The organism is Variovorax sp. 10N420 (assembly GCF_056394705.1).
This window is the reverse complement of record NZ_JBFTIJ010000005.1, coordinates 52265-72800: the sequence shown is the minus strand read 5'-3', so window position 1 is coordinate 72800 and position 20536 is coordinate 52265. Positions and strand designations below refer to the sequence as shown.

At 65.3% G+C, this 20536-nt stretch carries 13 protein-coding genes; 12 read left to right on the top strand and 1 reads right to left on the bottom strand.

Annotated elements, in window-relative coordinates; genetic code table 11:
• Window positions 1-93 precede the first annotated feature (93 nt).
• From AC1DEK_RS14350 to AC1DEK_RS14315, 8 genes are all read left to right on the top strand, one after another.
• Entirely contained in the window at window positions 94-2223 is a 2130-nt protein-coding gene (locus AC1DEK_RS14350) for a 3-hydroxyacyl-CoA dehydrogenase NAD-binding domain-containing protein (protein ID WP_478125921.1), read from the top strand.
• A 10-nt stretch (window positions 2224-2233) separates the two neighbouring features.
• Window positions 2234-3424: an acetyl-CoA C-acyltransferase gene (locus AC1DEK_RS14345; RefSeq protein ID WP_478125920.1), complete on the top strand. Its 1191-nt coding sequence runs from the start codon at window positions 2234-2236 to the stop codon at window positions 3422-3424.
• A 14-nt stretch (window positions 3425-3438) separates the two neighbouring features.
• Entirely contained in the window at window positions 3439-4647 is a 1209-nt protein-coding gene (locus AC1DEK_RS14340) for an acyl-CoA dehydrogenase family protein (protein ID WP_478125919.1), read from the top strand.
• 10 nt (window positions 4648-4657) lie between these two features.
• Window positions 4658-5794, top strand: coding sequence for an acyl-CoA dehydrogenase family protein (locus AC1DEK_RS14335; RefSeq protein ID WP_478125918.1), 1137 nt, complete (start codon window positions 4658-4660; stop codon window positions 5792-5794).
• On the top strand, window positions 5791-7728 hold the full coding sequence (locus AC1DEK_RS14330; RefSeq protein ID WP_478125917.1) for an acyl-CoA synthetase: 1938 nt from the start codon (window positions 5791-5793) through the stop codon (window positions 7726-7728). The genes AC1DEK_RS14335 and AC1DEK_RS14330 overlap by 4 nt, the downstream gene beginning before the upstream one ends.
• A 150-nt stretch (window positions 7729-7878) precedes the next feature.
• Window positions 7879-8451, top strand: a complete 573-nt coding sequence (locus tag AC1DEK_RS14325; protein ID WP_478125916.1) for a TRAP transporter small permease — start codon at window positions 7879-7881, stop codon at window positions 8449-8451.
• Window positions 8448-9746 (top strand): TRAP transporter large permease, encoded by a 1299-nt coding sequence (locus AC1DEK_RS14320; protein ID WP_478125915.1) that lies wholly within the window; start codon window positions 8448-8450, stop codon window positions 9744-9746. Before AC1DEK_RS14325 ends, AC1DEK_RS14320 begins: the two co-directional genes overlap by 4 nt.
• Window positions 9747-10312: 566 nt before the next feature.
• On the top strand, window positions 10313-11347 hold the full coding sequence (locus AC1DEK_RS14315) for a DctP family TRAP transporter solute-binding subunit (RefSeq protein ID WP_478125914.1): 1035 nt from the start codon (window positions 10313-10315) through the stop codon (window positions 11345-11347).
• A 92-nt stretch (window positions 11348-11439) separates the two neighbouring features.
• Here AC1DEK_RS14315 and uvrA read toward each other — a convergent pair whose 3' ends face one another.
• Entirely contained in the window at window positions 11440-17262 is a 5823-nt protein-coding gene (uvrA, locus tag AC1DEK_RS14310; protein ID WP_478126312.1) for an excinuclease ABC subunit UvrA, read from the bottom strand.
• A gap of 866 nt (window positions 17263-18128) precedes the next feature.
• Here uvrA and AC1DEK_RS14305 point away from each other — a divergent pair.
• From AC1DEK_RS14305 to madL, 4 genes are all read left to right on the top strand, one after another.
• A complete protein-coding gene (locus AC1DEK_RS14305) occupies window positions 18129-18284 on the top strand; it encodes a hypothetical protein (RefSeq protein WP_478125913.1) in 156 nt (51 codons plus the stop codon).
• A 115-nt stretch (window positions 18285-18399) separates the two neighbouring features.
• Complete coding sequence (locus tag AC1DEK_RS14300; RefSeq protein WP_478125912.1) at window positions 18400-18906, top strand: HPP family protein; 507 nt, start codon at window positions 18400-18402, stop codon at window positions 18904-18906.
• 136 nt (window positions 18907-19042) lie between these two features.
• Complete coding sequence (locus tag AC1DEK_RS14295; RefSeq protein ID WP_478125911.1) at window positions 19043-19957, top strand: LysR substrate-binding domain-containing protein; 915 nt, start codon at window positions 19043-19045, stop codon at window positions 19955-19957.
• A gap of 159 nt (window positions 19958-20116) precedes the next feature.
• A complete protein-coding gene (gene madL / locus AC1DEK_RS14290; RefSeq protein ID WP_478125910.1) occupies window positions 20117-20533 on the top strand; it encodes a malonate transporter subunit MadL in 417 nt (138 codons plus the stop codon).
• Window positions 20534-20536 lie beyond the last annotated feature (3 nt).

The window sequence follows — 20536 nt, the reverse complement described above, 5'->3', positions numbered from 1 at the left end:
TGACAGTCTGTCAACGTGCAATGCAATTGTCAAAGCGGCACGCCGGATCAAGAATGCTCAGTTCGCCCTCGCACGCCTTCGGAGACACACAGCATGGCCATTACTTCACCCTCCCCAGCTTCCCTGCCCGTCACCTTCCGCCGCGATGGCGACGTGATGGTGGTGACCGTCGACAACCCACCCGTGAATGCGCTCGGCGTCGACGTCCGACGCGGTCTCGTGGCGGCCATCGATGCAGCCGAGGCCGACACCAACGCCCGCGCAGTGCTGATCGTCGGCGCAGGGCGCAACTTCATCGCCGGCGCCGACATCCGCGAATTCGGCAGGACGCCGCAGCCGCCGTCGCTGCCCGAAGTCTGCAAACGCATCGAGGACTGCAGCAAGCCCGTGGTGGCCGCCATTCACGGTGCGGCGCTGGGCGGCGGCCTGGAGGTCGCGCTGTCGGCGCACTACCGCTTCGCAGTGCCTTCGGCCAAGCTGGGCCTGCCTGAAGTGGCGCTGGGCCTGATTCCCGGCTCAGGCGGCACGCAACGCACGCCGCGCCTCATCGGCGTCAAGCCGGCCATCGAACTGATGCTGAGCGGTCGCCACGCCAATGCCAAGGAAGCGCTTGCGCTGGGCTTGATCGACAGAGCGGGCGTCGGCGCCGACGCATTGGCCGAAGGCCTCGCCTACGCCAAGGAACTCATCGCCGGCAACGCGCCGGTGCGCCGCACGCGCGACGCCCAGGCGCTGGCCGACGCTGATGCAAGCCGCGCGGCACTCGAAGCTGCCCGCGCCGACACCGCCAAGAAGAGCCGCGGCCTGTTCTCGCCGATGAAGATCGTCGAAGCGGTGGAAGCCGCGCTCACGCTGCCCTTCGACGAAGGCATGGCGCTCGAGCGCAAGCTCTTCATGCAGTGCATCGAGAGCCCGCAGCGCGCCGGCCTGATCCACGCCTTCTTTGCCGAGCGCGAAGTGCTGAAGGCGCCCGAGACCAAGGCCGCCAAGCCCCGCCCCCTCGATTCGGCCGGCATCGTCGGCGGCGGCACGATGGGTGCGGGCATCGCGGTGGCCATGCTCGATGCGGGCATGCCGGTCACGATGATCGAACGGGACGACACCCAGCTCGCGCGCGGCCGCGCCAACGTCGAGAAGGTGTACGACGGCCTCATTCAAAAGGGCCGCATGACGCTCGAGACCAAGGCCGCGGTCATGGCACGCTTCTCGGGCTCGATCTCCTACGATGCACTCGCAAAGGTCGACATCGTGGTCGAAGCCGTCTTCGAGGACATGAGCGTCAAGAAGGCCGTCTTTGCCGAACTCGATCGCGTGTGCAAGCCCGGTGCGGTGCTCGCGACCAACACGTCCTACCTGGACATCGACGAGATCGCCGCCAGCATTTCGCGCCCGGCCGACGTGGTGGGCCTGCACTTCTTCTCGCCGGCCAACATCATGAAGCTGCTGGAAATCGTGGTGCCTGCCAAGGTGAGCGCCGATGTGGTCGCCACCGGCTTCGAGCTTGCCAAGAAGCTCAAGAAGGTGCCGGTGCGCGCCGGCGTGTGCGACGGCTTCATCGGCAATCGCATCCTCGCGGTGTATCGGCAGGCCGCCGATCACATGATGGAAGACGGGGCATCGCCCTACCAGATCGACAAGGCGGTGCGCGACTTCGGCTACCCGATGGGCCCCTTCCAGGTTTCGGACCTCGCCGGCGGCGACATCGGTTGGGCCACGCGCAAGCGCAAGGCTGCGACGAGGGACCCGAAGGCGCGCTATGTGCAGATTGCCGATCGCATCTGCGAGCGCGGCTGGTTCGGCCAGAAGACGCAGCGCGGCTACTACCTCTATCCCGAAGGCGCGCGCACCGGCACGCCGGACCCCGAAGTGCTCGCCATCATCGACGCCGAACGCCAGCGCGCCGGCATCACGCCGCGCAGTTTCAGCGACGAGGAAATCATGCGCCGCTACATGGCCGCAATGATCAACGAGGGCGCCAACGTCGTCCACCAGCGCATCGCCCTGCGGCCGCTCGATGTCGACGTGACCTTTCTCTATGGCTACGGCTTTCCGCGCTTTCGCGGTGGCCCGATGAAGTACGCCGACACCGTGGGTCTGGACAAGGTGCTCGCGGACATCCGCGAATTCGCCAAGGAAGACCCGGTGTTCTGGAAACCCTCTCCGCTGCTGGTCGAACTGGTCGAACGCGGCGCCGATTTCGCAAGCCTCAACCAATCCGAATAAGGAGCGCCCCATGCGCGAAGCCGTCATTGTTTCCACCGCCCGCACCCCGCTCACCAAGGCGCACCGCGGCGAATTCAACATCACGCCCGGCGCCACGCTGGCCGCGTTCGCGGTCAAGGCCGCCGTGGAGCGCGCGGACATCGATCCCGCGCTGATCGAAGACGCGATCCTCGGCTGCGGCTATCCCGAAGGCACCACCGGCCGCAACATCGCACGCCAGACCATCATCCGCGCGGGCCTGCCGATCTCGATCGCCGGCACCACCGTCAACCGCTTCTGCGCATCGGGCCTGCAGGCGATCGCGATGGCGGCGGGCCGCATCGTGGTGGACGGCGCGCCGGCCATGATCGCGGGCGGTGTCGAAAGCATCTCGCAGATCCGCTCGCGCAGCGCGACCGACAGTGGCGACAGCGGCATGGACCCGTGGATCGTCCAGCACAAGCCCGCGCTCTACATGGCGATGATCGAAACCGCCGACATCGTGGCGCAGCGCTACGGCATCAGCCGCGAAGCGCAGGACCGCTTCTCCGCCGAGAGCCAGCGCAAGACCGAAGAGGCGCAGATCGCCGGGCGCTACAAGGACGAGATCGTGGCCTGCACCACGACGATGGCCGAGACGAACAAGGACACCAAGGAAGTCACGCAGCGCGAGGTGACGATCGACCACGACACCTGCAACCGCCGCGGCACGACATATGAGGCGCTTGCCAAGCTGCAACCGGTCATGGGCGCGGACAAGTTCATCACCGCAGGCAATGCCTCGCAGCTCTCCGATGGCGCATCGGCCTGCGTGCTGATGGAAGCCAAGGAAGCCGAGCGGGCCAACATCAAGCCCCTGGGCGCCTTCCGCGGCTTGGCGGTCGCGGGTTGCGAGCCCGACGAGATGGGCATCGGCCCTGTCTTTGCGGTGCCGAAACTGCTGGCACGCCACGGACTGAAGGTGAGTGACATCGACCTGTGGGAACTCAACGAAGCCTTCGCCTCGCAATCGATCTACTGCCAGGACAAGCTCGGCATTCCGTCGGAACGGCTGAACGTCAACGGCGGCGCGATTTCCATCGGCCACCCCTTCGGCATGACCGGTGCACGACTTGCCGGCCACGTGCTGATCGAAGGCAAGCGCCGCGGCGCGAAGTACGCGGTCGTCACGATGTGCATCGCGGGCGGCATGGGCGCTGCGGGGCTCTTTGAAATCTATTGAGCGGAGAACCAGTCATGGACCTGAACTTCACGCCCGAAGAAGAAGCCTTCCGCAGCGAAGTGCGTTCCTTCCTCGCTGACAAGCTGCCCAAGCGGCTTTCCGACAAGGTCGCCACCGGCAAGCACCTGAGCAAGGCCGACATGCAGGAATGGCACGCCATCCTGAACGAGCGCGGCTGGCTCGCGAACCATTGGCCCGAGCAATACGGCGGACCGGGATGGACTGCCGTCGAGAAGTTCATCTTCGAAAACGAATGCGCCCTCGCCCATGCACCGCGCATCGTGCCCTTCGGCGTGAACATGCTCGGCCCGGTGCTGATCAAGTACGGCAACGAGGCGCAGAAGCGTTATTGGCTTCCGCGCATCCTCGACGGCTCCGACTGGTGGTGTCAGGGCTATTCGGAACCGGGCGCCGGCTCCGATCTCGCCGCGGTCAAGACCCAGGCCGTGCGCGGCCACGATGCCGAAGGTGACCACTACATCGTCAACGGTCAGAAGACATGGACCACGCTGGGCCACCACGCCAACATGATCTTCTGCCTGGTGCGCACGAATCGCGAGGCCAAGAAGCAGGAAGGCATCAGCTTCCTGCTGATCGACATGAAGTCGCACGGCGTCGAAGTGCGACCGATCATCACGCTCGACGGCGAGCACGAAGTGAACGAGGTTTTCTTCTCGGACGTGCGCGTGCCTGCGGAGAACCTTGTCGGCGAAGAGAACAAGGGCTGGACCTGCGCCAAGTACCTGCTGACTTATGAGCGCACCAACATCGCAGGCGTGGGCTTCTCCGTCGCCGCCATGGAACAGCTCAAGAAAATCGCCGCCGGGCAGACGAAGAACGGCCGCCCGCTGGCCGACGATCCGGCCTTCGCGGCACGCATGGCCCGCGTCGAGATCGACCTTGAAAACATGAAGACGACCAACCTGCGCGTGATCGCGGCTGTGGCCGGTGGCGGCGTGCCCGGTGCGGAAAGCTCGATGCTGAAGATCCGCGGCACCGAGATACGCCAGGAAATCTCATCGCTCGCCCGACGTGCGATGGGCGCCTATGCACGGCCCTTCGTTGCCGAGGCGCTGGAGGAAGGCTTCAGTGGCGAACCTTTCGGCCCCGCTTATGCCGCATCCGCAGCAGCGCGCTACTTCAACAACCGCAAGCTGTCGATCTTCGGCGGCTCCAATGAAATCCAGAAGAACATCATCTCGAAGATGATCCTCGGACTCTGAGAGAACTGCCATGAACTTCGAACACACCGAAGACCGGCGCATGCTCGCCGACAGCCTGAACCGCTTCATCGCGGAGCAGTACGGCTTTGAGACACGCGACCGCATTGCACGATCGCCCCAGGGCTACAGCACGGAGATCTGGCAACAGTTTGCGGAACTGGGCGTGATCGGCGCGCTCTTCAGGGAAGCCGATGGCGGCTTCGGCGGCGAGGGCTTCGACATCGCGGTGGTCTTCGAGGCACTCGGTCGCGGCCTCGTGGTCGAGCCGCTGCTCGGTGCCGTGATGGCAGGCGAAGCGATCGCCCTTGCAGGCAACGATGCACAGAAGAAGCTGCTGGCAGACATCGTCGGCGGCACCACCATGGCGGCCTTCGCGCACGACGAGCCCGAATCGCACTACGAACTCTCCCGCGTGCAGACGCGCGCCGAGCGCAGCGGCGATGGCTGGGTGCTCAAGGGCGCCAAGGCAGTGGTCGCGCAGGGCGAGCGGGCCGACCTCTTCGTCGTCACGGCCCGCACTTCGGGCTCGGTCGATGACGAAGCCGGTATCTCGCTCTTCATCGTGCCTGCCAATACGCCCGGCCTGAGAGTGCGTGGCTGCGCCGGCATCGATGGAGGCCGCGTCGCGGAGCTGACCTTCGAAAAGGCAAAGCTCGGCGCGGACGCACTGCTGGGTGCCGAAGGCGCGGGTTACGCCACGCTCGAGCGCGCAGTCGGCCGCGGGATTCTCGCCCTGTGCGCCGAGGCGCTCGGGGCCATGGAGTCCGCCAAGACCGCCACGCTCGAATACCTGCGCACGCGCAAGCAGTTCGGCATGCTCATCGGCAGCTTCCAGGCGCTGCAACATCGCATGGCGGACCTTCTCCTCGAGATCGAACAGGCACGCTCGGCCGTGATCAACGCCGCGGCAGCCATCGGCGCGGACCGGCTCACGCGCGAGCGCGCGCTGTCGGCCGCGAAATTCAGCATCGGGCGCATCGGCGCGCTGGTGGCCCAGGAGAGCATCCAGTTGCACGGCGGCATCGGCATGACCTGGGAACTGCCGCTGGCCCACTTTGCCAAGCGTCTCGTGATGATCGACCATCAGCTCGGTGACGAAGACCGTCACTTGCAGCGCTACATCGAACTCGGCAGGCAGCCCTCATGAGCACCCAACCCATGCGCACCGCTGCGCCATTCAGCCAGGCGTTTCCGGTCCGTAGCATGGCGGACATCCGAAAGATCGAGGAAACCCCGCTCGGCGAAGCACTCACGGTCCGAAGCACCTACGAGATCTTCCGCAATTCGGGCGCGGCTTTCGGCGACAAACCGGCGCTGACTTTCCTGCGGACTGGCGATCCCGCCGACGAGCCGATCCGGTGGTCCTATGCCGAACTGCTGGCGGGCATCCACCAGACCGCGAATATGCTGCACGGCCTCGGTGTCGGTCCCGACGACGCGGTGGCGGTGCTGATGCCGGCGTGTCTCGAATATCACCTCGCGCTCTGGGGCGGCGCGGCAGCGGGCATCACGCAGCCGCTCAACCCGCTTCTGACTGACGAGAAGCTGGTTTCGCTGATGACGGCGGGCCGTGCGAAGGTGCTCATCGCCTATGGGTCCGAATCCGATTCGGGCATGTGGTCCAAGGCGATGCGGCTGCGCTCGCAGGTGCCCACGCTCACCACCGTGCTGCGCGTCGCGCCGCACGACGAAGTGCCGGGCAGCGCCGGTACGCTGCCCGAACGCGTGGCCGACTTCAATGCCCTGCGCGCGAGAGAGCCCTCCGACCGTCTGGTGAGTGAGCGCGACATTCAGCCGATCGACATCGCCGCGTATTTCCACACCGGCGGCACGACCGGCGCGCCCAAGCTTGCGCGCCACAGTCACGGCGCGCAAGTGTTCACGGCGTGGGCCAGCATCCAGATCACCGGACAGGGCCCGAACGATGCCGCCATCAACGGCTACCCCTTGTTCCATGTGGCGGGCGTGCTGCCGGCGTCACTCTCGCTGTTGTCGGCGGGGGTCGAGATGATCATCCCGACCACCACCCTGCTGCGCAACAAGCAGGTGCTGAGCAACTACTGGCGGCTGGTCGAGAAATACCGTCCCACGTCGCTGTCCGCGGTGCCGACCGTGCTCGCCGCGCTGGCCAACGTGCCGCTCGATGGCGCTGACATCTCGTCGATCAACTACTGCCGCACCGGCGCCGCCGTGCTGGCCCCCGAACTCGCAGCGCGCTTCGAGCGCCTCTTCGGCCTGCATGTGCATGAAAGCCTCGGCATGACCGAGATGGCCGGCATTTCGACCATCACGCCGCCGGGCGTCATCGGCCCGGCCGGCTGCGTCGGATTTCGCCTGCCCTATTCGCAGCTGCGCATCGTCGCGCTCGACGAAAACGGCAACGCCACCCAACGCGACCTGCCTCCGGGCGAGCAAGGCATGGTGTTGTTCAAGTCGCCGAATGTGTTTTCGGGCTTTGTGGACCCGGCCGATAACGCGAAGGCCTTCACCGCTGACGGCTGGCTCGCCACAGGCGATCTCGGGTGGCTCGACGACGAAGGACGGCTCAACCTGAGCGGCCGCTCCAAGGACCTGATCATCCGCAGCGGCCACAACATCGATCCGAAGACGATCGAGGATGCCCTGGGCGCCCACCCCGCCGTGCAGTTGTGCGCGGCGGTCGGCGCGCCCGATGCCTATGCGGGCGAACTCCCGGTGGTCTTCGCGACGCTCGTCCCCGGCGCATCGGCCACTGAAGCCGAACTGCTGGCCTTTACCGCCGAGCGCGTCGACGAAGCGCCGGCCAAGCCGAAGGCGGTGGTCGTCATCGAAACCATGCCGATGACCAACGTCGGCAAGATCTACAAGCCCGAACTGCGCGCAATGGCCGCCCGCAAGGTGGCCGCCACCATGGTCGACGAAGCTTGCGCGGCGCTCGGTGTCGATGCCGCGGCGCGCCCGGAAGTGCGGCCGGACGGCGAAAACGCATTGCAAGTCGTCATCGATGCAAAGGCCGCCGGCGAGTTGGCGAATCCATTGCGCCAGCAACTGCAGCAGGCGCTCGGCCGGCTTCCCTTCAAGACGCAGGTCGTCCTGGCATAGGGCGGGGACGCCGGCAGCTAAGGAAACCCCCGATGAACGAAGTGGTCATGGATCGTTACGATTCATCATCGCTTCGCTGTCGAGGTGCACGGATCCCGTCCCGGCGTCCGCCCGGTGACACGGCATCTGCCTCATCTGCCCGCAATCCCGATGACCACTCCCCACGAGTCCGGCCCTGTGCTGGACGCCGCCAGCCCCATTCCCCCTGAAATCCAAGCCGCCGACGAACCGACGCGCGTACCGCTCGCCATCGAGGACTGGGCGACGGTGGTCATCATGGGCCTCCTGGCCTGCATCACCTTCGCCAACGTGCTGGTGCGCTATTTCACCGATTCGTCCTTCGCGTGGACCGAAGAGTTCTCGGTGTTCCTGATGATCCTGCTGGCGCTGGTCGCAGGCTCAGCGGCCGTGGCGCGCGATCGCCACATCCGCATCGAATATTTCGCCGAGAGCGGATCGATGGCGCGCCGCAAGCGCCTGGCGCAGTTCGGCGCAGCCATGGTCGCGGTGCTGTTCTTCCTGATCGCCGCACTCAGCGTGCGCGTGGTGTGGGACGACTATCGCTTCGAAGAAACGTCGCCGGGCATTGGCGTGCCGCAGTGGTGGTATTCGATCTGGCTGCCCATCGTCTCGTTTGCCATCGCCCTGCGCGCGGTCGGCCTCTTCGTTCGACGCGGCCGCAAGACCAACTATGGCGCGAATGACCGGGGCGCGAAGCCATGATCCCCACGCTCCTCTTCGTCGCCTTCATCCTGATGATGCTGATCGGCGTGCCGATCGGCGCGGCGCTCGGCCTCGCGGGCGCGGCCTGCATTGCATTGGCGAATGGCGACGCGCAGTGGTTCGGCCTGCTCGCCGTGCCGCAGAACTTCTACGCCGGTCTCGGCAAATATCCGCTGCTCGCGATCCCGATGTTCGTGCTCGTCGGCTCGATCTTCGACCGCTCGGGCGTGGCGTTGCGGCTGGTCAACTTCGCCATCGCGATCGTCGGACGCGGCCCCGGCATGCTGCCGCTGGTGGCGATCGTCGTGGCGATGTTCCTCGGCGGCATTTCCGGCTCAGGCCCTGCCAATGCGGCCGCGGTTGGCGCGGTGATGATCACGGCAATGTCGCGTGCCGGCTACCCCGATGCGTATTCGGCCAGTGTGGTCGGCGCGGCGGCTGCCACGGACATCCTGATCCCACCTTCGGTGGCCTTCATCGTGTATTCGGTGCTGGTGCCGGGCGCATCGGTGCCGGCGCTCTTCGCGGCGGGCATGGTGCCGGGCATTCTGGCTGGCATCGCGCTGATCGTTCCGGCAGTGTGGCTGGCCCGCAAGCACAAGATGGGCGCGCTCGAATCGAGCCTGCCACGTCCGCCGTTCTGGAAGAGCTTTCGTGAAGCAACCTGGGGCCTGGCTGCGCCTGTGCTGATCCTCGGCGGCATGCGCGCGGGCCTCTTCACGCCGACCGAAGCAGCGGTGGTGGCAGTGTTCTATGGCCTCTTCGTCGGAATGGCGATCCATCGCACGATCAAGGTCAAGGACCTCTTCACGATCCTGCGCGAATCGGGCGAGTTGTCGGCCGTGATCCTGCTGGTGGTGTCGCTTGCCGGGATCTTTGCGTATTCGTTGTCGACGCTGGGCGTGATCGACCCGGTCACGCGGGCCATCGTGAATTCGGGCCTGGGCGAATACGGCGTGCTGTCGCTGTTGATCCTGCTGCTCATCACCGTCGGCATGTTCCTCGACGGTGTCTCGATCTTCCTGATCTTCGTGCCGCTGCTGTGGCCCATCGTGCAGCACTACAAGTGGGACCCGGTCTGGTTCGGCGTCATCCTGACACTCAAGGTCGCACTCGGACAGTTCACGCCGCCGCTGGCCGTGAACCTGATGGTCTCTTGCCGAATCGCCAACGTGCGCATGGAAGAAACCGTGCGTTGGGTGGGCTGGATGCTGTTTGCGATGTTCCTCGTGATGGTGGCTGTCATCGCCTGGCCCGAACTTGCGTTGTGGCTGCCCCGGAAATTGGGGTACTAGAAATGCAAATGCAGGAAGGGTGGGGGTGGCGATGGCGGGCGGTGTGCGCTGGGGCGGCCGACGTCACCGGCCGCTTCGCGGCTGCCCTGCGCTGCTCACGGTACGCGGGGTCCCGCTCAAACTCGCCTGCGGCTCAAACAGTCGCGAGCCCTGATCCGCGTACCGCTGCGCTGCTCGGCGGTGCCTCAACGGCCGCCCCAGCGCACACCGCCCGCCATCGCAGAGAGCGTGGGGGTAAACAGTTCGCCGCCATCGCCGTGAATAACGCGCAGGCTGTGGACGTTGGAAGCGCGCGCATTTGTCGCCCCCAACAGAGCCCGGTATGCGGTGCGGGCTGTGCGACCCTTCTGCGCCGCCGAAGCGCGCAGCCTCAGGTGGATCAGGGCCGCGTGTGTTTGAGCGCAGCGAGTTTCACGCGGACCCCACCTGAGGCGAGCACTGCAGGGAAGCCCGAAAGGCCGGCGCAGCGGGGTCGCACAGCCCGCACCGCATACCGGGCGGCCCCTCCAAGACGCCCCCCGCCCATCCAAACGAAATCACCGTAATCACCCCAAGGAGACCCACCCATGAAATTCCGCCGTTCCCTGTTAGCCCTCATGGCCGTAGCAGCCACCCTAGGCAGCTTCTCAGTAGCAGCCCCCGCGCAGACCTACAAGTCCGAATACAAGATGTCCCTGGTCCTAGGCCCCCCGACCCCCTGGGGTGAAGCGGGCCGCATCTGGGCCGACCTCGTGAAAGAGCGCACTCAAGGCCGCATCAACATCAAGCTCTACCCTGGTGTGTCGCTGATCCAGGGCGACCAGACGCGCGAGTTCAGCGCGCTACGGCAAGGCGTCATCGACATGGCTGTCGGCTCGACCATCAACTGGTCACCGCAGGTCAAGCAGCTCAACCTCTTTTCGATGCCTTTCCTGATGCCCGACTACGCAGCGGTCGATGCGCTCACGCAAGGCGACGTAGGCAAGGAAATCTTTGCGACCCTCGACAAGTCCGGCGTCGTGCCCCTGGCATGGGGTGAAAACGGCTTCCGCGAAATCACCAATTCGAAGAAGCCCATCAAGACGCCTGACGACTTGAAGGGCATGAAGATCCGGGTCGTCGGCTCGCCGATCTTCTCGGACATGTTTACCGCGCTGGGCGCCAATCCCACGCAGATGAGCTGGGCCGATGCGCAGCCCGCGCTCGCCAGTGGTGCCGTCGACGGGCAGGAGAATCCGCTGTTCCTCTTCACCGTGCTCAAGATGCACACCGTCGGACAGAAGTTCGTGACCACCTGGGGCTACGTGTGCGATCCGCTCGTGTTCGTCGTCAACAAGGAAACCTGGGCTTCGTGGAGGCCGGCCGATCAAGCCATCGTTCGCCAAGCCGCCATCGATGCCGGCAAACAGAACATCGCGCTCGCACGCAAAGGACTGACCGGCGCGGACAAGCCCGTGCTCAAGGACATCGCCGCGATGGGCGTCACAGTGACGCAACTGACGCCCGCCGAACGCGATGCTTTCGTGAAGGCGACACGGCCGGTCTACACCAAGTGGAAGTCGACTGTCGGCAACGATCTGGTCACGAAGGCCGAGCAGGCCGTCGCAGCACGCAAGCAGTAAGGACCCATGCCACGCGGGCGCTCAGCCCGCGTGCTGCATGAAGCCGTCGAGCACATTGACGGCATTCGTTCGTTGTAGATCGTGAGCATGTCCTAGGCCTCGCGCCGCGCCGCCACCGGCTCGGACTCCTGCACGGGCAAGGTCAGAACGACATGCGCCTCACGCGACCGAGCCAGCACGGGCGCAAGCGCGACCCCGGTGTGCGTGCCCAGTTTCACCACTTCTTCCGGCGGCGCAGCGGCCACGACGCGCCCGCCCGCGTTGCCGCCTTCCGGACCCAGGTCGATCAGCCAGTCGGCCTCCGCAATCACGTCCAGGTCGTGTTCGATGACGACCACACTGTGCCCGCCATTCACCAGGCGGTGCAGCACGTGGATCAGCTTTTCGACGTCGGCCATGTGCAGGCCGACCGTCGGCTCGTCGAGCACATACAGCGTGTGCGGCGCCTTGTTGCCGCGCCGGGTGACGTCGTCGCGCACCTTGCTGAGTTCGGTCACGAGCTTGATGCGCTGCGCCTCTCCGCCCGACAAGGTCGGCGACGGCTGGCCCAGCGTGAGATAGCCCAACCCCACGTCCTTGAGCAGCTGCAACGGATGACTGATGTTGGGCATCGACGCGAAGAACTCGACCGCCTCGTCGACTTCCATCTGCAGGACATCGCCGATGCTCTTGCCGCGCCAGCTCACGGCCAGGGTCTCGGGGTTGAAGCGCGCACCATGGCAAACCTCGCAAGGCACCTTCACGTCGGGGAGGAAGCTCATCTCGATGGTGCGCACGCCCGCGCCGTCGCAGCCGGGGCAGCGGCCTTCGCCGGTGTTGAAGCTGAAGCGCGCCGGGCCGTAGCCGCGCGCCTTGGCCTCGAGCGTGTCGGCAAACAGCTTGCGGATCGTGTCCCAGAAGCCGATGTAGGTTGCCGGGCAACTGCGCGGTGTCTTGCCGATCGGCGTCTGGTCGACTTCGAGCACGCGGTCGATCGTCTCGTAACCCTCGACCGAACTGCACCCCGACCATGCGGGATGCTTGCCGGCAGCGTCCGCATCACGGCCGGCCTTGGTCATCCGCTGCACCACCACCGCATACACGTTGGCCAGCAACACGTCGCGCGCCAGCGTCGACTTGCCGGAACCGCTGACACCCGTCACCGCCACCAGGCGCCGCAGCGGCAGTGTCACCGTCACGTCCTTGAGGTTGTGAAGATCGGCTCCGCGCACCGAGAGCCAATCCGGCGCACCCGGCTCTGGCGGCGGCACCAGGCGCCGCGCCTGCAGCGGATGCTTGATCGCGTTGCGCAGATAGCGGCCCGTCTGCGAATCGCCCGCGTTCTGGATGTCGGAAACAGTGCCCTCCGCCACCAGCCGGCCGCCGCGCTTGCCCGCACTCGGACCGATGTCGATGATGTGATCGGCGCGGCGAATCGTGTCCTCGTCGTGCTCCACGACCACCAGCGTATTGCCCTTGTCGCCCAGCTTGTGGAGCGCGTCGAGCAGGATCTGGTTGTCCCGCGCATGCAGGCCGATGGTGGGCTCGTCGAGCACGTAGCAGACGCCTTGCAGGTTGCTGCCGAGTTGCGCCGCAAGCCGAATGCGCTGCGCCTCGCCGCCGCTCAGCGTCGGCGCGCCGCGGTCGAGCGTGAGATAGCCCAGGCCGACCTCTTCCAGGAATTCGAGCCGGCTCTTGATCTCGGGAACCAGGTCGCGCGCGATCTCGGCCTCACGGCCGGAGAGCTTCAAGCCTTCGAACCAAACGCGGATGTCACTCACGCTCATGCGCGCAATCTCGGTGATGCCGATGCCGCTCACGCCGACCGCTTCCGACGCTCCGAAGCTCACCGCGCGCGCCGTTGCATTGAGCCGTGTGCCTTCGCAAGTCGGGCACACCACATCGCCCACGTCTTCAGCCTCGGGCTCGGCAAAGGTTTGCTCGCGCCCCTTCTGGTCGTCAGCCATCACCGAATCGTCGTAGACCTCGCGCTGCTCCTTCGTGAGCTTCACGCCGGTTCCCACGCAGTCCGGGCACCAACCATGCTTGCTGTTGTACGAGAACAGGCGCGGATCGAGTTCCGCATAGCTGGTGCTGCAAACCGGGCACGCACGCAGTGTCGAGAACACGTGCGCGCGTCCGATGCCGTTGGTCGGCGCCCCCGCCATCATCGCGCCACGCAGGCCTGTGAGATCGCTCAGCACATGCACCACGCCCTTGCCGTGTTCCAGCGCGCGCGTGAGCGCCTGGCGCAGCTCCGTCTCCTGCGAAGGCAGCACATCCAGGCTTGCCACGGGCAGCTCGATGCTGTGCTCCTTGAAACGATCGATGCGCGGGAAGTTCGTCGTCGGCAAGAACGCGCCATCCACCCGCAGATGCGTATAGCCACGTGGACGCGCCCAGTCGGCGAGTTCGGTGTAGACGCCCTTGCGATTGCTCACCAGCGGCGCAAGCAGCCCGATGTGCTGGCCCTTGAAGTTCTTCAGCAACTGCGCGGCGATGCTGTCCGGCGTTTGCGGCTGCACGGCGGAGCCATCGTGAATGCAATGCTGGATGCCGAGCTTGACGTACAGCAGACGCAGGAAGTGCCACACCTCCGTGGTCGTGCCGACCGTGCTCTTGCGACCGCCGCGCGACAGGCGCTGCTCGATCGCGACTGTCGGCGGAATGCCATACACGGCATCCACTTCCGGACGGCCTGCGGGTTGCACGATGCTGCGCGCATAGGCGTTCAGCGATTCGAGATAACGCCGCTGCCCTTCGTTGAAAAGAATGTCGAAAGCCAACGTGGACTTGCCCGAGCCGCTGACACCGGTCACCACGCTGAACTTGCCCCGCGGGATGTCGACCGAGAGATGCTTGAGGTTGTGCTCCCGCGCATTCACGATCTGGATCGCTTCCCGGCCGGGCGCCGGTTGCGCGCGCGCTGCATACGACCGGGCTGCGCGCTCGGCCACCTTGTAGGCGCCCGGTCCGATGGCCAGTTCGTAATCCGCAAGGGCCGCGCCGGTGAGGGACGCACGGTTCTCGCGCACCTGCTCGGGCGTGCCGACCGCGACGATCTGCCCGCCGCCCTCGCCGCCTTCGGGGCCCAGGTCGATCAGCCAGTCGCTGGCGCGGATCACGTCGAGGTTATGTTCGATCACGACCAGCGAATGCCCGGCATCGAGCAGCTTGCGCAAGGCCCGCATCAGGCGTGCGATGTCATCGAAGTGCAGGCCGGTCGTGGGCTCGTCGAAAAGAAACAGCGTCCCCTTGCGCGCGAGCGGTTGCTTGCTTGCGCTACCGCTCTTCGCAGCTTCGGCCAGAAAGCCCGCGAGCTTGAGCCGCTGCGCCTCGCCCCCACTCAGCGTGGGCACCGGCTGGCCGAGCTTCACATAGTCGAGCCCCACGTCGACGATGGGCTGCAGCGTCCGCAGCACGTCCCGGTCGGCCCCAAACGCCGCGGCCGCTTCCGCGACGGTGAGATCTAGCACATCCGCCACGTTGACGCTGCGGCCGCCACGCTCGATGGTGACTTCAAGAATCTCCGGCCGATAGCGCTTGCCGTCGCAATCGGGGCAGCGAAGATAGACGTCGGAGAGAAACTGCATCTCGACGTGCTCGAAGCCCGAGCCCCCGCAGGTTGGGCAGCGTCCGTCGCCGCTGTTGAAGCTGAACTTCGATGCGGTGTAGCCCCGCTGCCGCGAGAGCGCCGCCGTCGCAAAAATTTCGCGGATGGCATCCCACGCACCGACATAGCTCGCGGGATTGGAGCGCGCTGTCTTGCCGATCGGCGACTGGTCGACAAAGACTACATCGCTCAGGTGATCGGCGCCCAGCAGGCGGTCGTGCGCGCCCGGCGATTCGGTCGCCCTGCCGAAGTGCCGCATCAGCGCCGGTGCGAGCACGTCCTGCACCAGCGTCGACTTGCCCGAACCGCTCACGCCGGTGATGCACACCAGCCGCGACAACGGCAGCTCGACCGTCACGTTCTGCAGGTTGTGCTCGCGCACGCCCTCCAGGATGAGGCGCGGCGTGTTCTCGCTCACCATGCGGCGAAAGGCCATGCCGATCTGCTTGCGTCCGCCGAGGTATTGGCCGGTGAGCGTGTCGGCATCGCGCAGCGCGTCGGTGCTGCCGTCGAACACCACTTGCCCGCCGCGCACGCCCGGGCCGGGGCCCATGTCGATCACGCGATCGGCAGCCAGCATGACCGCGGGGTCGTGCTCCACGACGACGAGCGTGTTGCCCGCGTCCCGCAGGCGCAGCATCGCCTCGGTGATGCGGTTCATGTCGCGCGGATGCAGTCCGATGCTGGGCTCGTCGAGCACGAAGAGCGTGTTGACCAACGACGTGCCGAGCGCCGTCGTGAGGTTGATGCGCTGCACTTCACCGCCGCTCAGCGTTCGGCTCTGGCGGTCGAGCGTGAGGTAGCCGATGCCGACGTCGTGCAGATAGCGCAAGCGCGTCGTGATCTCTTCGAACAACAGCTTGAGCGCCTGCACATCGCCGTCGCTCGCCGTGCTGCCATTGCCATGGCGGTGGCTTTCGATGCCGTCGAAGAAGCGCCGCAGGCGCTCGATGGGCAGCAGCATGAGGTCATGCAGGCACAGGCCCGGAAGTGCTTCGAGTTGCGCCCGCGACCATTTGGTGCCAACTGGCATGAAGCGCTTCGCGGGGTCGAGCACGGCGTCGGCGTCCTGCTTGCTGCCGATGCGCCACAGCAGGCTGTCGAGCTTGAGCCGCGCGCCCGCACAGGTCGGGCATGGGGTGTAGCTGCGGTACTTCGACAAGAGCACCCGGATGTGCATCTTGTACGCCTTGCTCTCCAGGTAGCCGAAGAAGCGGCGCACGCCATACCACTGCTTGTTCCAGTTGCCTTCCTTGTAGTTGGGCGTGCCTTCGATCACCCAGTGCTTCTGTTCGTCGGTCAGCTTGTTCCAGGGCGTGTCGCGCGGAATGCCGGCGGCCTCCGCGTGACGCATGAGGTCGTCCTGCGCCTCTTTCCATGCTGGCGTCTGGATCGTCTTGATCGCACCTGCGCGCAGCGTGAGCTTGTCGTTCGGAATCACCAGCCCGAGATCGACGCCGATTACCCGGCCGAATCCGCGGCAGGTTTCGCACGCACCCACTGCCGAGTTGAAAGAGAACATCGACGGCAGCGGATCGCCATAGCGAATGTCGCTCTCGGGGCAATGCAGGCCGGTGGAGAACTTCCAGACATCGGGCGCAGCGCCTTCATCGCCGGACAAGGCATAGACCGTGAGCCGCCCACTGCCGCGCTTGAGGGCCACCTCGATGGCTTCGACGACACGGGCTCTCTCGGCCCCGGCCATGCGAAAGCGATCAGCCACGACGTCGAGCACTTTGCGTGGCCCCGTCGGCGTTGCAACATCGCGCTCGGCCTGCACCCGCGTGAAGCCGCTGGCGGACAGCCATTGCGTGACTTCCTCGGCCGAAGTGCTGGCGGGCAGTTCGACCGGAAAGGTCAGCACCACGCGCGGATCGCCTGCCGCGGCAGCGCGAGAGACCAGTTCGGCGTAGATCGAATCCGGCGAATCGTGCCGCACCGCCAGCGCGGTCTCGCGGTCGAAAAGCTGCGCGGCACGCGCGAAGAGCAGCTTCAGATGGTCGTTCAGCTCCGTCATCGTGCCCACGGTGGAGCGGGACGATCGCACCGGATTGGTCTGGTCGATGGCAATGGCGGGCGGCACTCCTTCGACTTTGTCGACGGCGGGCTTGTCCATTCGGTCCAGGAACTGTCGGGCGTAGGCCGAGAAAGTCTCCACGTACCGCCGCTGGCCTTCCGCGTAGAGCGTGTCGAACACCAGGCTCGACTTGCCGGAACCGCTCGGGCCGGTGACCACCGTCATCTCGCCGGTGCGGATGTCGAGATCGAGGTTCTGGAGGTTGTGCTGACGTGCACCGCGAATCCGGATGAAGCCCTGTGTCATGAATGCCTTGCGGGGTGGGGCAGACATTCTAGGAACCTGGCGAGGCTTTCGCTTGCGGCGGTGGCCTAACGCGCACGGTCATGCAGGGGCATCTCTGGCGAGGACGGCATTGCAGCAGAACAGGCTGGGGCGGCCAGGTTGTAGGCAGATTCACACGCATTTGCAGGCGGCTTTGATCGCGTACCCTACAAATGCCCGCCTCACGTTTGAAGGACGGCGGGCTTTTCGCAACAAATAACCAGGGAGTTCACATGACACCAGAAGAAACGCTTCAACATTGGATCGCAGATGAGCAGGCCGTTCTCGAACGTCTGCAAAGAGGTCGGGGCTCTGCCATCGCGCACCCCGAAGAACTCGCCGGCAAATCCGGACTTGAGGTTATGCAGCAAATGATGGGCGGAGAGTTGCCGTACGCCGAGTGCGCGAAATCGCTAAGCTTCTTCGCGATCAAGGCTGCCCCCCACGTACGGCCAACTCAATCCGATGGGCGCCATTCAGGGAGGATGGATCGGCTCCATCCCCGACTCGGCGTTCGGCTGCGCCGTTCTGTCTTCACTGCCTCCAGGCCAAGCGTACTCAACAAGTGGCCTCGACATCGGGTATCGACAGTTCCTGACACTGAAAACGTCGCGCGTGCGCGTCGAAGTTCGGCTCACATGCACAGAGGGGCGAGATGCGTTTGGCGAGGCGAGTTTGTATGGCCCCGACGAGACCATCTACGCCGAAAGCTCCACGACATGCCGCCTTGTGGGGATTCCTGTCAGGTCGTAGCGCCGACGGTTCGATCGTGCCGGATTGGCTCGGGGAAACAAGATCGATCCAGCTTGCTACGAGGTGATAGACGCTTCGGTTCGCGCAACGGATCGATGCGAGCCGTCGCTGAACTCACCACGGGCGCCTTCTTTTTCACCAGCGCACTGGATATCAATGCACGGCACTCGCGACAGTGCGTCGACGCCTTGTGCGCATCACTGCGGCATGCGCAAGGCGTCGATCACACCGCCGCAGGCAATGAAGCCTAGAGCCTGCTAACACCATCCAAGTCCGTCGCCGATCAGCGTCGCGACTTCCACTCCACCATTTTTCTCGATGCCGAGTCGCATTCGAGCGGAACCACTTGTAGGAAACGTAGCAAACATGATTCTTCTGGAAAAACTCAAGGGCGACAGCTCCCCTTTGCCGCCTCGGCCCTCGACGAAGGCGTTGGCATTCGCCTGGTTAGGCGGCTTTCTGATCATTGCCATCCTGGCCTGCTTGACCAATTGGTTGACCGTGGCAATGGTGCTTGGGTCCTTCGGCGCATCGTGCGTCCTGGTGTTCGGCTATCCCGAAGCGCCCTTCTCCCAGCCTCGAAACGTCGTTGTCGGCCACTTCCTCAGCTCACTCGTCGGACTGGTTTGCATGCAGATGTTCGGGGCGCAGTGGTGGTCAGTTTCCATCGCGGTCGGAACGGCCATCGCGCTGATGATGGTCACACGCACCGTACATCCGCCGGCCGGATCGAATCCCGTCATTGCGTTCCTGGGTGACCCCGGATGGGGTTTTCTGCTCTTCCCCACGCTGGTCGGCGCGATCTGCATCGTGGCCTTCGCGCTTGTGTACAACAACGTGACTCGAACAGATCGGTATCCAAAGTACTGGTGATCGCGGCTTCGCCCTAGGAAGACATGAAGGGGCTTGCCTGCGGCGGCGCAAGGTTGCTCGCCGCGCGGGGCTTCTACTGCGCTACCGTGCAGGGCCTCGCCCGACAACGCACGGGCGCACTTACACGCGGACACACATGACCTACCTCGTCGACGAAGAAATCACCTTCCGGAAGCTGGAGATCCTGCTTGTGTTCATGGAGACAGGGAATCTCGCGCGCACCGCCGAGCGCCTGGACACCAGCACCGTGAGCGTGCATCGGGCGCTGCACTCGCTGGAGACGGGTGCCCGCTGCGCGCTGTTCCGGCTCGAAGGGCGCAATTTGCTCCCCACCGACGCCGCCAAGGCGCTCGCAGACGTTGCGCGCGAGGTGCTGCGCACGATGTCGGACGGTATCCGCGCGACACGCGAGGTGGCCGGCTACTCGGCCGACCGCATTCGCATCGGATCGCTCTATTCGCTCACGAGCCGGACCGTTCCGAAGGTCATCATGGCGATGAAGCTGCGCAAGCCCGACCTTCACACCGAACTCGTCCTGGGCTCGAACGCCGACCTGCTGCAGAAGCTGCGCGATGGCGCGGTCGACGCCGTGTTGATGGCCATCCCCGGGGAAGCGTCCGATGTGGAGTCGGAGCCGCTCTTCGAAGACGACATCTTCTTCGCCGCGCCGCTCGGCTCCCGCTATGCGGAGATGGCTGAAATCGATCTCGGCGCTTGCGCGCAGGAACGCTTTGTCAGCCTGTCGGAAGGCTTCATCACGTACAGCGGCTTCATGGAATCCTTTCGCATTGCCGACTTCACGCCCGACGTGGTGATGAAGACGGGCGACATCTTCTCGCTGATGAATCTCGTGAGCGGCGGCGTGGGGTTCACCTTGTTGCCCGGGCGCGTGCGCGGCGCACTGCCGCCCAACGTGCGATTGATTCCGTTGCAGGCGCGGTATCTCGTGCGGCAGACCATTGCAGTGAACTTCCTGCGCACCCGCGAGCGCGATCCCAATCTCCTGGCCCTGCTGGCGGTCTGCCGCACGTCGAAAACCGAGCTCTCCTGAGCGCGTCCCCGCGACATCGTCGCTGCAGGGTTTACCCGCGACCGTTTCGCGCAGCGTAAGCATCGCGAACCCTCCTTAATTGATTGCGCAGAGGGGCGCCGGTACCTTTCGTCTCCATAGCGCAGCAACTTCAAGCGGCGCAAACAAGGAGACAACCGCATGATCATTCTCGGTACCGCCCTGCTGGCCCTGTGCCACCTGCTAGGCATCTTTCTCGGCGATCTGCTGGGGCAGTTGCTTGGCGTCAAGACCAATGTCGGCGGCGTCGGCATCGCGATGCTGCTGCTGATCTTCGCGCGCATCTACATGCAGAAGCGAAACATGCTGCCCAAGCTGACGGAACTCGGGGTGGAGTACTGGGGGGCGATGTACATCCCCGTCGTCGTCGCCATGGCGGCACAGCAGGACATGGTGTCCGCCTTGCGCGGCGGCCCGGTCGCGGTGCTTTCGGCCATTGCAGCGGTTGCAGTCTGCGCCTGCGTCATCGCGGTGATCAACCGCTCCGAACGGCCTGCTGTCGAGGCCGAGAGCATTCCCATGCTGCACGACAACCCCTTGCTGACCGAAGCGGAGTGATTG